Source organism: Marinomonas vaga (assembly GCF_055388305.1).
In genome coordinates, this window is sequence record NZ_AP043903.1 from 1,595,590 (window position 1) to 1,611,159 (window position 15,570).

The following is a 15,570-nucleotide window of genomic DNA, read 5'->3' on the forward strand; positions in this document are numbered from 1 at the left end:
AGAGTTTCAAATGTCTAATAATAAACATCATGAAGTGGTTATCATCGGAGCTGGAGCCGGTGGTTTAGCGGTTGCGGCGAGTCTATTAAAGCGCCGCCCCAGTATCGATATTGCTGTGATTGACCCTGCGAAAGAGCACTCCTATCAGCCGGGCTGGACTATGGTTGGAGGGGGCGTTTTCAAAGCTGCTGTGACCCGTCGACCGATGGCTTCTGTCGTACCTAAATCCGTTACCCATTATGAGGCGTCAGTGACCACATTTTTACCCGATGATCGGGCGGTGGTGCTGGCCAATGGAGAGTCTATTTCTTACGGCGTATTAGTGGTGTCTCCTGGATTAAAACTGAATTGGGAGGCGATTCCAGGCTTAAAAGAGACCTTGGGTAAAAATGGTGTGACCTCCAATTATCAATGGGAAACGGCTCCGTACACGTGGGAAAACGTGCAAAAGCTGAAGCGTGGCAAGGCTATTTTTACTCAGCCTCCTATGCCCATCAAGTGTGCTGGTGCGCCACAAAAAGCCATGTATTTATCCTGTAGCGAATGGCAGCGTCAGGGAGTTTTGAAGGATATCGATGTCGAATTCTGTAACGCTGGCGGTGTGCTATTTGGGGTGGCGGATTATGTGCCAGCCTTGATGGGGTACATTGATAAATACGGTATTCAATTAAATCTTGGGGAGACCCTGGTTGCGGTGGATGGTGAGCATCAGGTTGCCACCTTTGAAGTAACAAACGCTGATGGTAATAAAGAGCGAGTAGAGAAGTCCTTTGATATGTTGCATGTGTGCCCACCTCAGTGTGCCCCAGACTTTATTAAAGACAGTCCCTTGGCGGATGAGGCGGGTTGGGTAGATGTGTATCAAGACACCTTGCAGCATAAGCGTTACAAGAATATTTTTGGGTTAGGGGATGGTTGTAATACACCGAATGCTAAAACGGCTGCGGCAGTGCGCGCCCAAGCGCCTGTTGTTGCGGAAAATGTGTTGTCAGTTTTGGCAACGCAGTCACCTTACGCTCTTTACGATGGTTATGGCTCCTGTCCATTAACGGTAGAGCGAGGAAAAATTGTACTGGCGGAGTTTACTTATGGCGGTAAGGTGAAGCCGTCTTTTCCAAAATGGTTCATTGATGGTACACAGCCGTCCTATCTTGCTTGGCTATTAAAGGAAAAGACTCTGCCATGGATCTATTGGAATGGCATGCTAAAAGGACATGAATGGCTTGTGAAGCCGACGATCTTATCTGATGCACCAAAACGCTAACAGTGGGTCATTTAGAAGCGTCAAAAATAGGAAGCTCCGGCTTCCTTTTTTTATGGCCACAAAATAGTATCAGTTTGTGGATAAATTGAATCACATGACTGGTTGCTATTTGCTCAATTCCTTGTTGAGGTATAAAACTGCTTTCTTTTCAATCAGCTAGGGTCAAGTTAGAAGTTATTTCGAGCTGTGGATAATGAAGTGGATGGTTTTTAAGCTCTGACTTAATTAAGTGGCCTTGTTTTCAAGCTACTGCTGGGTGCCGCAAATTGTCATCATTTTTAGGGGAAAAGTATTTGAAAGGTGTGCTGGGTCTAAGTTGTTGTTTCCAGTTACTCGCTCTTTAATAATTAGCATTCCAAGTGTATTGAAATGTATAGTTATTAAATGATTCTGTAATCAATGTTTTGGATTAGCGCTTTATTTGAGAGTTAGATTTCTTTTAATATACTGATAAATAAAGATTTTTGACGCGGTGCTAAGTAAAGTGTCTATTTTCAATTGGGCAAAGGTAGGCTGTTAGTTGCGAACTTAGTGGTAATGTTTGGCAGAGTGCTTACATACTATTACAGCATTAAGTTGCAAATGCCTGTATTTTGCTCATTCTGGATAGCATATTTTGCATCACGCATGGATCGCTAAATTTTGGCTATGTTTGGGTTTATGTTGTCACTATGAGTGATCCATTTAAGAAAAGAATATCCCGACACGCTTTGTCTTTAAGCGTGGTCGTTTTTCTGTTGGCCGGTGCCATCGGACTGTATATTTCGACTGTCCTAAAAGAACAGCATGTTCGTACTGAACGAGCGAAGGCTGTGTCTCTTGTCCAAACTCACGCCTATCATCTACAAAGTCTTTTAGAACATACCCTTTCAAGTAATTATGCCTTAGCCAGCCTTATCCATGAATTTGGCGGTTTTACGCGATGGTTCCCCCGAGTCGCCCAGTCCCTTCATCGTATTTACCCAGAAGTAAACAACTTTGCTTTATCTCCAAATGGCATTGTTGACCAGGTATATCCAATGGAAGGAAATGAGCAAGTGATTGGTTTTAATCAACTGAAAGACTTGGCTCAGGGAGAAGAAGCGCGCCGAGCGTTTACCAAACAAGAAATGATTCTTACAGGGCCGGTTGATCTAGTGCAAGGAGGGCAAGGGGTCATTGCTCGTTTACCTGTGCTGATCGAAGATCGCTGGGGGGGAGAGGATCAGTTTTGGGGCTTCACCAATACTGTGATTAAGATTGAGCCCCTGTTGACGTCGGTGAACTTGGGCGGTCTCTTTGAACAGGGCTTTTCCTACCGGCTATCCCGAACAGATTTACCTGAAGAGATTTTGATATCTGAGCAGGTGAGTAATGGGTTTGATGAGCCTGTATCGGTGTTTTTAGAGCTGCCCAATGTGCAGTGGCAGCTTCAGGCCGTGCCAGTTGATGGTTGGGTTCCTAACTCTCTGATTGGTATGTACGTTGTCGTTTCGCTGTTGGTGGCTGGCGTCATAGCGCGATTCGTCTTTTTGGCCTGTCGCATGCATGAGCAAAAACAGCAGCTAGCGTTTTTGCTGTCCGAGAAAACCCAGCAAGCACTTTCTACTGCTAGGCGTTTGTCTAGTACCTTGACGGCTATCCCCGACCCTTTAATTGAAATATGCGCTAACGGCACAGTCACAGATTTACATGTGCCCAGTGATGAAGCTGAGATCTACAATTGCTTCAAAGTGGGGGAGCATTTTTCTGCTCACTTGCCCCATGAAGCGGCGGTTGTGCTAGATAACTCATTTGCTGAAGCTTTGCGCAATGGGAGTCACAGGGGGGCGGTATTTAACCTAACCATAGGCGAGGTGAATAGCTGGTTTGAAGTATCTGTGGTCTGTAACCAAGCAGATAACCTTGAGCACCATCAAAGCTATGTTGTACTGCTAAGGGACATTACTGTGCGCCAAGATGCGGAAGAGCAACTTCGTGTCGCTGCGACGGCGTTTGAGACACAGGATGGCATTCTCATCAGTGATAAAGACAACCATATAATCAAGGTAAACAAAGCCTTCGAACGCATCTCTGGTTATCGGGAAGAAGAGGTCATAGGCCAATCCCCAAGTGTGTTTAGCTCTGGTCGCCATGACGCTACGTTTTATCAGGCAATGTTCAGCCAGTTGGAAGAAACCGGCAGCTGGGAAGGAGAAATCTGGAACCGCAGGAAAAACGGCGAGGTGTATCCTGAGTGGCTCAGTATTTCCACTGTGTTGGATCAACAGAATAAAGTCAGTCACTATGTGGCGACTTTTAGAGACATTTCAGAGAGCAAAGCATCTGAGCGTAAAATTCGTCAGCTTAATTACTACGATAGTTTAACTCGTCTAGCAAATCGCAACTTGCTGATCGAAGGTATGAACTTCATGATGCAGGATAAAGGGCTGTATAACCGCCAAACGGCCGTGTTGTTTATCGACTTGGACCACTTTAAAGATGTAAACGATGTCTGGGGGCATAAAGCGGGCGATCAATTGTTGCAAGAGGTGGCGAAACGACTTTCGGATGCCACACGAGCAAAAGATACTGTGGCTCGTTTTGGTGGTGATGAATTCATATTGCTGTTAGAAGACGTGGATGTATCCGTTAACCCTGATCGTCTAGTGTATCGAGCTGGGCATGTGGCTCGTAAAGTATTTAAAGCCTTTGAGCGTCCATTTGTATTGGAAGGTAATGATTATCAGGTGACCGTGAGTATTGGTATTGCCATCATGGATGAAGCCAGTGAAGATCCTCTTGAAGTCATCAAACAGTCAGAGTTGGCTATGTATGAAGCCAAAAACACTGGGCGCTCCCAATACTGCTTCTACAAAGCCAGTATGCAAGAGCGGGTTCTGGCGCGGGTTCAATTAGAAAGTGATTTACGCCACGCCTTAGAGCATGATGAGTTGCAATTGTTTGTTCAGCCCCAGTGGAATGGCATGAGAGAAATGGTTGGGGCAGAAGCCTTATTACGCTGGCATCACCCTGAGCGGGGCATGGTATCTCCAGGGGTCTTTATACCTGTAGCGGAGGAAAGTCGACTGATTCTGCCAATTGGCGAATGGGTGCTGCGCGTTGCTTGTGCTTGGATTGCCCAATGGCAGAAACAGGAAATGACAGCTTTCATCTTGTCGGTAAACGTGAGTGCCGTGCAGTTTTCTCAAGACGATTTTGTGGACCAAGTGCAGCGTATCCTAAAAGAATACAATGTCCCTGCAAATAGCCTACAGCTTGAGCTGACGGAAAGCATGTTGGCCCATGATGAGCAGGATATCATTGCTAAAATGGAAGCCTTGAAGGCCATTGGCGTGCTGATTTCCTTGGATGACTTTGGTACCGGTTACTCCTCTTTAAGCTATTTACATCGTTTGCCAATCGATCAATTGAAGATCGATCAATCCTTTGTGGCCAATATAGAACAAGGCGCCAAGAACGCCTCCCTAGCAGAATCCATTATCAGTCTGGGCCATAGTCTTGGTATGGAAGTGATCGCCGAAGGGGTTGAAACAGACCCGCAATTTAAGTGGCTGAATGATAAAGGTTGTGATCTTTTCCAAGGTTTTGGCTTGGCTCGGCCAATGCCTGTTGAGGATATGTTGTCCTTATATCGCAATACAGTGGACGTAGAGTAGCGCCCAACTGATTTTTAGAAGGAAGAAAAGCTCGTGGCACGTTGGGGTTTGAGGTGGAAATCGCTATTGGTATTAATCATGGCGGGTCTTTTAGCCATTGGCTTAGCTATAGCTATGGGATGGTACGTCATCACGGAAGGTCGGCAATATTCAGCGACGACCTATTCTGAAAGTTATACGGAGCTCAATTACCAAAAAATCCTGACTCCTATGATTCGTGAGTTGTCCTTAGCACAGCGATTTGCAGATCTAAGCTCTCTGAAAAATTGGCTGAGTGAGCCCTCTGATCAGACCGCCAGAGCCAGTGCTATGGAAGATATTGCGTCTTTTCAAAAAGGATTCGAAGGTGGTGCGGTGTTTATCGCCTCGGACAAAGACCTGCAATATTACTTCTATGATGACTACCTACCCGTGGGTGGTCCTGCCCAGTATTACATCGATGAAACGGTTCCTGCCAACAAGTGGTATTTCCTCACCCGGAAACAAGATAAGCCCTACGACATTAATGTGGACCTGAATGAGTACCTAGACAAAACCAATATCTGGCTCAACGTGCAGGTGCGTAAGGACGGAGAGTTTCTTGGTATTGCAGGGACTGGGTTTGCCCTTGGCAAATTTATCGCAGATTTTGCTGCATCCCCACAACCTGGAGTGCAACCCTTTGTGGTGAATGGCACTACCGGAAGCATTGAAGCGCATGCAAATTCGAGTTTTGTATCCATTGATGGAATCGCTGGTGGAGATGATGGGGAGACCATTTACCAGCTAGTGGATGAGCCCGAGTCCCTTGAGCGTCTAAGAGCCGCAGTGGCGAAAGCCAAGAGCTCCTTTGAGGTAGAAACCATCAAGGTGAAGTTCAATCAAGAAGATTACATTCTAAGCCTGCGTTATATGCCGGAGTTAAACTGGTTGATTGCCACCAGCGTTAACCTTGCGAAAGTACGCTTACTGAATACCGACCTTATCATGGGCGTGGGCGTGGTATTTGCGCTGTTGTTGTTGGTGGTATTAGTGTTCTTTGGCTTGGCTGTAGATCGTCTAGTGTTGCAGCCCATTCGTCAATTACAGCAATCCGCCAAGGCCATTTCCCAAGGCTCCTATGATGTACGATTACCGGTCAAGTTTGATGATGAGATTGGTGATTTGAGTCGCACCTTTAACCTGATGGCGCAGCAGGTGGAAAGCCATACGAGTGAGTTGGAGCTAAGGGTTAAGGAGCGAACCAGAGAGCTGGAAAACAGCCACGAAGAGATTCAAGCGGTTAACCGAAAAATTGGCGCTTCTATTGATTATGCTAGCCTGATTCAAAAAGCCATTTTACCAGATGGACAATTGCAGCAGTTTTTAGGGGACCATCACAGTGTCGTATGGCGTCCGCGAGACATTGTGGGGGGAGACTTCTATGTGTTCCACACCAATGAGCAAGGGTGTTTGCTGGGGGTAGTGGATTGTGCTGGCCACGGTGTTCCGGGAGCATTAATGACAATGCTCATGCGAGCGGCGATTGATAAAGCCATTAATGAGCTAGGGATCGCAGACCCCGCAAAACTGTTATATTCTATCGATTCAACCATTCGATCAATGTTGAATGATGACTCTACTAATGCCTCCGTTGCGACAAATGCCGACGTAGGATTGGTATTTATTGGTAACAAGAGTTCAGAGCTGCGATTCTGCGGCGCTAAGATTTCGTTGCATGCCAGTGACGGCAAACAGGTGTTAAAGTACTCCGGTGCCAAGCGAGCCATAGGGGATCGTAAGCAAGGGGAATATGAGAACGTGGACTTGCCTTTGTCTGGTTGGACCTATTACATGACCACCGATGGCTACCTAGATCAGGCTGGCGGCGAGAAACGTTTTGGCTTTGGCAACAAGCGTTTTGAACAGCTATTAATGGACAATGCACAAAAACCTCTCTCAGAGCAGGCTGGCGCGTTTACCGACGCTCTGGATGCCTACATGGGGGATTTACCGCAACGGGATGACATTACCGTATTGTCATTTCGTTTCGAGAAATGGATGAATGGTGAAGGGGAGGATTGATATGTTTGCACCGGATTTATATGAGCTGCGAGCGCGCTTTGACGATGAAAAAATTCTGTTGTGCTTCAATGGGCCGATCTCCCGTAGTTTGATAGAAGAGATTGGAAACGCTCTTCGCAATTACCTTAAGAGTGAACAGGCTTCTCCCGCCGCCGCATTGGATGTTTTTGCCGTGTATATAGAGCTGACACAAAATATTCGTCACTATGCGGCCCAGTCTCCGATTGGTGGTGCCGAAACCGCCACCGTCGTCGTGAGCTTCAAAAATGATCATTACCATATTTCAGCAGGTAACCTTGTGCGTCTGGAAGACGGCGAAGCTCTGGTGGCGAAAATTGAAGCATTAAGCTCCCTAGACAAAGCTGAGCTAAAGAAAGTCTACAAAGAGCAGCTGCGTAAACCAAGGGATGAAAATGCCATCAGTGGGGCAGGCTTAGGATTAATAGATATGGCGCGTAAGGCCACCGCGCCAATGGCCGCATCGGTCAAAGCAATTGATGAGACTAAAGCCTACTTTAGTGTAAGCGTACAAATTTGAGATAACCAAGATGAATGATTTAAAAATAGCGCCAACCCAATCAACCCCTTTGATTGAGACAGATACTGGTCGTGGCATTGTGTACATGGAAGGGGACTCTTACCCTGAAAACTCCTTTGAATTTTACGGAGACTTAGTGGCGTGGGTGGATGAATTCCTAAAGCAAAATGACCGTCCTCTCACCTTAGAGTTGTCCCTCTTGTACCTCAACACCAGCAGTATCAAAGTGATGATGGATATCTTTGATGAGTTTGAAGATGCTCACCATGGTGGACGTGAAGTGACCGTCAATTGGCACTATGATGTAGACAATGAAAGGGTTGCTGAATTGGCAGAAGAGTTTAAAGAAGATTGTACTTTTGCCTTTAACATAATAGGCCAAGAATGAAATCAAACATTAAGGACCTTGAAAAGCGTGTAACGGATGCCTTGGGGGCGGTGGAGTATTCGGATCACCCATTGCACCAGATACTGGCTGATCTATGGGATTACAATCAGGATCAGTGGAATCGAGTAGAGCAGATGGTGCGTGTTTCAGACGCTTACCAAGACATGATGCTCAAGCGTGAGAAAACTTTAGGTGAGCGCTTTGACAAGCATATTCGCCAACTGGAGAAAATTACTCGCATTTCTGACCGTTATCAAACCGCCCTGCGAGAAGCGAACCTAGAGCTTGAGCATGCGTCCTTAATGGACACTTTAACTGGACTGCCAAATCGTCGAAAAATGCTGCGCCTGTTGAAGCGAGAGTTTGATCACCGACCAGAGCAATTGAAGCTGGCCATGATCGACATCGATTACTTCAAACGCATTAACGACGAGCACGGACACTTAGTGGGTGATGAAGTCTTGATTGCGGTTGGGCATTTGATCGAGCAATCGGTCGGGGAACTTGGTCATGTGGCTCGCTGGGGCGGCGAAGAATTTCTTGTGGTGTTTTCCCACTCCGATCAAGCGGAAGTCGAGCATTGTGTTGAAAGCCTAGTGAAGATCGTCAAAAGCGCTAAATTTGACGTACTAGATGGTCAGATGATCGAAACCTCTGTCAGTGTGGGGCTGGCGGTTTACCAACCTGAAGATACCATCGATTCCATGATAACTCGCGCCGATGATGCCCTTTATGGCGCTAAAAATTCCGGCCGTAACCGCTATCACAGCAGCCATTGATACATTGAGCAACCTGCTTAGACCATAGTCGAACTTCTTGGGAAAAGGTGGTAACAATCTAGCGCACATCGTATCTTTATTGTCATAACAATAATGAACAGGTGCGCTGACATGGCTGCCATAGACATTCCTGAAGTTCTAAAATTTATCGATGCCACACCGCCTTTTTCTGGGCTCACTGCCGTGCAGCAAAAGCAATTGCTTGCAGGCGTGGAGCTCACCTATGCTCGCCAAGGGGAAAAGCTCAACCTAGAGGGTGAAAAAGCCACGTTACATCTTATTCGGCGTGGTGCCTGTGAGATCCGGTCTGCCCAAGGCGCTTTAGTGGATAAGTTGGCAGATGGGGATTGTTTTGGGGTGGCCAGCGTACTAGAGCAAAACCCCGATGGCTTGCAGGTGGTTGCCCTTGAAGACAGCTTGATCTACCGTTTTAAAAAATCAGGCTTTCAAACCCTTATCCAAGAAAGCGAAGACTTTGCGGTGTTTTTCACCCATACCCGTTCCAGTCGTTTACGAAAATTATCCCGTGCTCACGCGACAGACTTAGCCACTCCAGCTCTGCAGCTTTCCACTCCTATACATCAGGTGATGACCCAAAACTTAGTAACGGCTCATGTGGACAGTACCGTTCAACAAGCGGCCGCTAAAATGACAGAATCCCGTGTCAGCTCCATCTTAGTAGTAGAGGATAAGGCATTGGTCGGTATCGTTACGGACCGAGACTTACGTTCGCGAGTGCTTGCGGTTGGCGCGTCTGCGGATTTGCCATTATCGGACATCATGACCCGCGACCCAGCGGCCATGGACAGCAACAGTTTGGTCATGCACGCCCAAACCCTGATGAGCGAGAAGAATATTCACCACTTGCCCATCATAGACACAGACAAGACTCCTTTAGGTATGGTGACCGCAGCAGACTTACTGCGCCACCAAGAGTTGAGTCCGTTATTGTTAATTAATCAGATTAACCGACAAAACACGGTAGATGGCCTAAAACAGGCCTGTCAGCAGCTTCCGACCTTAATTGTGAACTTGATCCTCACGGATATGAAAACCTCAGATATTGGCAGTGTTATTGCCGCGATCAGTGACAGCTTAACCCGCCGTTTAATTGCCCTTGGCTTCGATCAATTTGGTCGGCCACCGTTTTCGTTCCAATTTTTGGTGTTTGGTTCCCAGGCTCGTAAAGATCAGTCATTAGGAAGTGATCAGGACAATGGCATGATGTTGTCTCAAGAACCTAACGCCGAACAAGCCACTTACTTTGCTAAATTGGCTACGTTTGTGTGTGAAGGCTTGGCCGCATGTGGCGTGCGCACGTGTCCCGGAGACATTATGGCGTCCAACCCCAAGTGGCGCTTATCCGAAGCAGGCTGGGAAGCAGCGTTTGCTAAATGGGTAGAGGCCAGCTCCCCTTCCTCGCTGCTTAATGCCAGCATCTTTTTCGATATTCGCTGTGTTTATGGGGATGACTCTGGGGTTGCGCGCTTGATTGAAGGGATGCAAAACCGAGTCGCAAAAACGTCTTTGTTTTTAGCCACTTTGACCCGAACGGGCACCGTCGCTAAGCCTCCCATAGGCTTCTTTCGGAATTTTCTACTGGAGTCCTCTGGGGAGCATAAACACCAGCTTGATTTAAAACACCAAGGGTTGGCATTGATCAATGACTTAGCTCGGATCTATGGCTTGGGTTGTAAGCGCTATCGGGTCGGGACCAAAGACCGCTTGGAACAAGCTGCCCGTGAAAAACTCATCGGCTTAGACATCGCTCGCAATCTAATGGACGCTTGGGAAGAACTCAATGAACTCAGGTTGCAGGCCCAGCGTAAGCATTGGCAAAGCTCTGGGGAACCCAGTGCGTATCTTGATCCGTCGGAGCTGAGCTCCTTAGAGCGCAAGCATCTCAAGCAAACCTTCGCCATGATCTCTGAGGCTCAAAGTGCTGCCTTGCAACGTTTTGCTCGGGGCTATGCATGATGAGCATAGGCACTAGGGGATGTCATGGTTAAACATGTTTTAAAGGCGCTCCATCATTGGCAATCTCGCCGTCAAGAAACCTCGCGGCCTTGGCATGAAGCCTCTTATTTTGTGTTGGATATGGAAACCACTGGTTTAGATCCAAAACAGCATCAAGTGATAAGTCTTGGGTGGGTGCTCATTGAAAACGGCGTGATTCAGCTCGATACCGCCCAGCATCTGTTGTTAGACAGTGCTCAAATTGACGATACCAGTGTGGGCATTCATATGATTACCGATGCAGATGTGTTGGAACAAGGGCGTCGTCATGAGAGTGTGCTGCGATATTTGCGCCAGATCATGAAGGATAAGGTGCTGGTGGCCCATTATTCCCCCCTTGAACTCGGTTTTCTGCGTTCTCTGTGGCAAACCCAGCCCATGCCTTCATTGGCTTTTCCTTGGTTGGACACCATGCAGATCGAACGACATCGTCGTGAGCGTGCACAGGAGGTGATACAAGAAGGAGGCTACCGTTTAGCTGTTTGCCGAGAGCGTTATGGATTGCCCGACTACCCTGGCCATGACGCGCTAACGGATGCTATGGCGACCGCCGAACTCTTGCTGGCCCAGACGGCGCATTTTCATCACACACCGAGTTTACAGGAGCTGATTAAACTCGGTGGCGGGAGGGTGAATTTAACCTCTAAGGTGTCTTAACTCCGTTGGAATAAACCCAGCAGGCCTAAATTAAAGAAGGAGAGTGCTCCAAAGTTTCATTCGCTGGTTCCGTGGCCAGATGACAAGGTTGTTCCGACCAATGAATCAGGCTTAGCTCTCCTGAGCCTGATTCTACGAGAGCGCTACAATGTTCCACCCAGTCCCCATCATTACAGTAGAGCACCTCTCCTTGACGCTGGAACCGGGCAAAATGAATATGGCCGCCAATGTAACCATCTAGCTTTTTATTACGCGCGGTTTTAATCGCAGCACTTTCAAAACGAGTAATGAACTCTTGAGCCTTACTAATATGCTGCTTGATATAGCCAGCCAGTGACCAGTATGGCATGCCCATCACCCGGCGCAGGCGATTGATGTGACGATTGAGTGCCAACATCAGACCGTGTGCTTTATCACCAATAGCCAGCATGATGGGGCTGACTTTTACCATTTGATCGAATTCATCCCCATGGCTCACTAAGAAGCGACGACCATCTGCGGTTTTATGGATCGCTTGTTGTTCTATTTCCACTCCAGAAAGGCGTTGACCGCAGAATTGGCGAAAGAAGGCATCATGATTCCCGGGAATGTACACGACGCGAGTTCCTTCCTTTGCCAAGGCCAGTATCCGATGCACTACCTGCTGTTGTTCCTCTGTGAAGTGGGCGCGTTTTCGCATCTCGATCAAATCCACAATGTCTCCCACCAAATATAAGGTTTGGGTAGAAATAGTGTTTAGAAAATCGAGCAGGTGGGTAGCTTGGCAAGCCTTGGTGCCTAGGTGAACGTCAGAGATGAAGACAGCGCGATAGGTTGTTTGCATAGAATGAGCCTCTAGCCTCTTTAGCGGTTATATTTGAGGCTAAAAGTTGTCCATGACGCTTTAGTGACGGCGCTGTGTCAGATTTGTGAGAGTTCGTTACAGCAACGTTCGCTCGCTTTCGTTGGCTCGTCGTCATACAAATATTGATAGGGTTGCTGATAAATGGCATTGCCCCCAATTTGCTTAGCAGACTTCTTTGCCACTGCGGCTAGCTCGGCGACAAAGTGATGGCTATTACAGGCCTGTGGATTCGGGTTTACAACGCCAATTGCCAGACTTAAGATCGGGAATAACTTGTTTTCCCCGTCCCGACTTTTGCTCCAGATGCCACCGTCTGTCAGAGCTTTTTCATCATAGAATTGTCGTACTTCTGCGGCGAACAGATCGAGGATGTTTTGGCATTGTTCACACCAATTATCGTCACTAAAGACCACCACAAAATCATCTCCACCAATATGCCCAACAAAGTTCTGATCGCCCGTCACCACATGACGAATGATGCTACCAAGTAGTTGAATCACATCGTCACCTTTTGCGTAACCGTAATAGTCGTTAAAAGGCTTGAAATCGTTCAGGTCGAAGTAGGCAACGTAGAAATCTTGTTGCTGTTGTAGGCGAAGATCGATGTCCCGATTGATCGGCACATTACCTGGCAACAAGGTGAGCGGGTTGGAGTAGGTGGCGTTTTGAATTTTTAGCTCAGTAATACGCTTGAGTAAGTCTTTTAGATGTCCTGTGCCAAGGTACTCGCCATTTCGCACAATTAATATCTCGTTATTGAGTAGATCGGCTTCCTGATCCGTAAACATGGTGGACACGGTGGCTAGGGCAATGTGACTTTCAACGATTAAGGCATCATTCGTTGTGATGTTTACAGCCGGTTTGTTCTCATACAATGCGCGGCCATAGGGGGTCGAGAATAGTTCATGGAGAGCGTGACGTCGAATGACACCTAAGGGGTGTTTGCCCTCAACAACTGGCAAAGCTACCAGGCTCGGGTTGTCTTTAAAAATCTTGGCCACATCGCTCAGAGGAATGTGGCTCTCGACACAAGTGCTCTCGCGACACAAGGTCAAAACGGTTTCACTTTGATCCTGATTGAAACGATCACGTCGCTCAGAGCTACGCTCTAAATAGCTGTTAGTTTGGCTGCTGGGTTGGGCGGTGGGGTACGCCAGAAAGTAACCTTGACCGTACTGAACCCCTAATTCGATGAGTTGATCTAGCTCTTGCTGGCGTTCAATGCCTTCGGCGATCAGGATGCAGCGTAAACGGCGAGAAATGCTTACAATTGAGCGCACAAACTCCCGCTTCACCTCGTCTCTATCAATGCCATCAATAAAGTGTTTATCAATTTTGACAATGTCAGGACGCAGTTCGGACCAAAGACGCAACCCAGAATACCCAGCACCTAGGTCATCGATTGCAACTTGAAACCCCATCTCCCGGTAATGGTCAACACTTTTGCGACTTAAGCCATTGTGGTCGTAGGGATGTTGCTCTGACAATTCTATGACAATGTCCTTTTCACTGAGTCCCAATTTATTGAGGATGGCTAAGGTCATGCCTTTTTGATGATTTGGGCTGCTTAGGAGAGACGCGCTTACGTTCAAAAATAGCTGCCCTGGAAGTTTTAATTGGGCAAATTGTGAAATGGCCTTAGCGCGACATAGGAGCTCCAGCTCATGCAGTCGGCCTGACAATTGGGCAAATGGAAATAAGACGTCCGGTGCGAACAGTTCACTGTTTTGAGGTCCACGGGATAAGGCTTCAAACCCAAATACCTGACCATTACTTAGGTCATAGATGGGTTGAAATAATGGAGTGATCAGTCCCTGTTGAAGTATTTGATCAAGTAAAAGAGCCTTATCTGTTTGCATTTTATCACTGTCAGAACATGAGGTTGAAGCGTCATGTTATGAAAGAATGGTTACAGTAATGTGACAGAAAAACGTAGTAGAAACTGGGTGAAAGAGTGGTGTGTGGGAAAGAAAATGAAGCTAGGGAGAGGGATTCTGGAGCCACGTTTTGCTGATCGGGGTGTTGTTTTTACTGTGCGATCAGAAACGAGTGCTACAGATAAGTGAGGCGATTAGTGCGCCGCTTTACCTTGGAAAGAACGAGGGCTTGGAGTGAAGAAAGCTTTTACACGAAGTGCGAAGTTTTTTACCGCAGCTGCCACGTAAAGACGACGAAGTTCGTAAGCGCGTTCTACATAAAAGTCAGTGTCTAAGTTGTCATAAGAAGTGTTGTTCATGGTCTTTCTCCTGAGAAAGTTAATGTGTGTTTCGATGTGGTAATAGTAGGAAATGGGTAGAATTTGTACAAACGATCAATTCTAAACAGAATGATGAAAATATCTAATCGAATATGTTTTTTGATTTCAAAAACAATAGGTTATCTTTTTCTCTAAAGGGCTATAGGATCAGATAGTTGACGATATTTTCCTGGGGTGAGTTTTTCTTGGCGTTTAAAAAAGCGAGAAAAATAGCCAGCATCTTTGAATCCTAAGTCATAGGCGATTTCTTCGACAGATTTTTGTGTGTAAACCAAATGACGTTTGGCCTCTAGCATCAAGCGCTCATGAACAAGCTGCACCACTGTCTTACCAAATGCTTGCTGAGTGACTCTATTGAGCTTCTTTTCTGAGACATTTAGCTGATTTGCATAGTCGAGGGTTTTTAGGTGATTTTTGTAGCGCTCATTGACGAGTATCTTGAGTCGATTAATGAGGGTGTCATCGTTACTGAGAGGAGCATCAGGAGAGGTGGCCACTTGATGGCGAACCACGAGCACTAATATAGCCTTTAGAAGGTGTTCTATCAGGGCATTCTTACCCTCATGTACTTGCTGGAATTCATATTCCAATAGCTCAATTAACTGCCTCACATGTTGAAAGGCTTCTGGTAAACGATTGAAGTTGATAAAGCCTGGGGTTGTGAGTGCTTGAGTATGCTTTCCCAGTTTGTCTGGCGTTTGTTCGAGTAGGGAGTCAGAAATGGACAGCACGCTGCCATCGGTCTCCGGGGAAAAACGGAACCCATGAACAATCCCTGGTGGCACTATGATGGCCCATTTGCCTTCTAAGTAGCGAGTCTCCGTATCCATCTTAACCTGTACGGAACCGTGGTTGAGTAGCAAAATTTGGAATAGCTGGGTGTGCTGGTGGGCTTTGATACGCCAGCCTAGCTCGCCACTACGAGCCTCAATGTCTTCAATATGGACGAACTCTGGATCGTCTATCCAGCGACCCTCACCATAAAGACCAAATTGGGGGATGTTTTTCTGCATAGGAGAAAATTCTCAATTGATTGTGAAAAACCAATACATGTCTAAAATTTGAATAATGCTAGTTAAATGATATTAAAATAGGTCATCTTCGGTATTTGTGAGCTTAAATTTCATTAAGTTTGATTCTATAGGA

At 46.8% G+C, this 15,570-nt stretch carries 12 protein-coding genes; 8 read left to right on the plus strand and 4 right to left on the minus strand.

What is annotated here, in order from left to right:
* Positions 1-10 precede the first annotated feature (10 nt).
* From ACZ5DR_RS07410 to ACZ5DR_RS07445, 8 genes are all read left to right on the plus strand, one after another.
* Positions 11-1,264, plus strand: a complete 1,254-nt coding sequence (locus tag ACZ5DR_RS07410) for an NAD(P)/FAD-dependent oxidoreductase (protein ID WP_377366584.1) — start codon at positions 11-13, stop codon at positions 1,262-1,264.
* 671 nt (positions 1,265-1,935) lie between these two features.
* Positions 1,936-4,902 (plus strand): bifunctional diguanylate cyclase/phosphodiesterase, encoded by a 2,967-nt coding sequence (locus ACZ5DR_RS07415; RefSeq protein ID WP_377366582.1) that lies wholly within the window; start codon positions 1,936-1,938, stop codon positions 4,900-4,902.
* A gap of 78 nt (positions 4,903-4,980) precedes the next feature.
* Entirely contained in the window at positions 4,981-6,945 is a 1,965-nt protein-coding gene (gene siaA, locus ACZ5DR_RS07420; protein WP_464543888.1) for a biofilm regulation protein phosphatase SiaA, read from the plus strand.
* Between the two features lies 1 nt (position 6,946).
* Positions 6,947-7,483 (plus strand): biofilm regulation protein kinase SiaB, encoded by a 537-nt coding sequence (siaB, locus tag ACZ5DR_RS07425; RefSeq protein ID WP_377366578.1) that lies wholly within the window; start codon positions 6,947-6,949, stop codon positions 7,481-7,483.
* A gap of 10 nt (positions 7,484-7,493) precedes the next feature.
* Positions 7,494-7,871: a biofilm regulation phosphoprotein SiaC gene (gene siaC / locus ACZ5DR_RS07430; protein ID WP_377366576.1), complete on the plus strand. Its 378-nt coding sequence runs from the start codon at positions 7,494-7,496 to the stop codon at positions 7,869-7,871.
* Complete coding sequence (locus ACZ5DR_RS07435) at positions 7,868-8,650, plus strand: diguanylate cyclase (RefSeq protein WP_377366575.1); 783 nt, start codon at positions 7,868-7,870, stop codon at positions 8,648-8,650. Before siaC ends, ACZ5DR_RS07435 begins: the two co-directional genes overlap by 4 nt.
* A gap of 111 nt (positions 8,651-8,761) precedes the next feature.
* The gene (locus tag ACZ5DR_RS07440; protein WP_377366573.1) at positions 8,762-10,627 is read left to right on the plus strand and encodes a DUF294 nucleotidyltransferase-like domain-containing protein; all 1,866 of its coding nucleotides are present in this window, start codon (positions 8,762-8,764) and stop codon (positions 10,625-10,627) included.
* A 24-nt stretch (positions 10,628-10,651) separates the two neighbouring features.
* Positions 10,652-11,323: a 3'-5' exonuclease gene (locus ACZ5DR_RS07445; protein WP_377366571.1), complete on the plus strand. Its 672-nt coding sequence runs from the start codon at positions 10,652-10,654 to the stop codon at positions 11,321-11,323.
* A 25-nt stretch (positions 11,324-11,348) separates the two neighbouring features.
* Here ACZ5DR_RS07445 and ACZ5DR_RS07450 read toward each other — a convergent pair whose 3' ends face one another.
* From ACZ5DR_RS07450 to ACZ5DR_RS07465, 4 genes are all read right to left on the minus strand, one after another.
* Entirely contained in the window at positions 11,349-12,146 is a 798-nt protein-coding gene (locus ACZ5DR_RS07450; RefSeq protein ID WP_377366569.1) for a UDP-2,3-diacylglucosamine diphosphatase, read from the minus strand.
* Between the two features lie 77 nt (positions 12,147-12,223).
* Positions 12,224-14,026, minus strand: coding sequence for a GGDEF domain-containing protein (locus ACZ5DR_RS07455; protein ID WP_377366567.1), 1,803 nt, complete (start codon positions 14,024-14,026; stop codon positions 12,224-12,226).
* 212 nt (positions 14,027-14,238) lie between these two features.
* Positions 14,239-14,403, minus strand: a complete 165-nt coding sequence (locus ACZ5DR_RS07460) for an RSP_7527 family protein (protein WP_377366565.1) — start codon at positions 14,401-14,403, stop codon at positions 14,239-14,241.
* Between the two features lie 152 nt (positions 14,404-14,555).
* Positions 14,556-15,437 (minus strand): helix-turn-helix domain-containing protein, encoded by an 882-nt coding sequence (locus ACZ5DR_RS07465; protein ID WP_377366563.1) that lies wholly within the window; start codon positions 15,435-15,437, stop codon positions 14,556-14,558.
* Positions 15,438-15,570 lie beyond the last annotated feature (133 nt).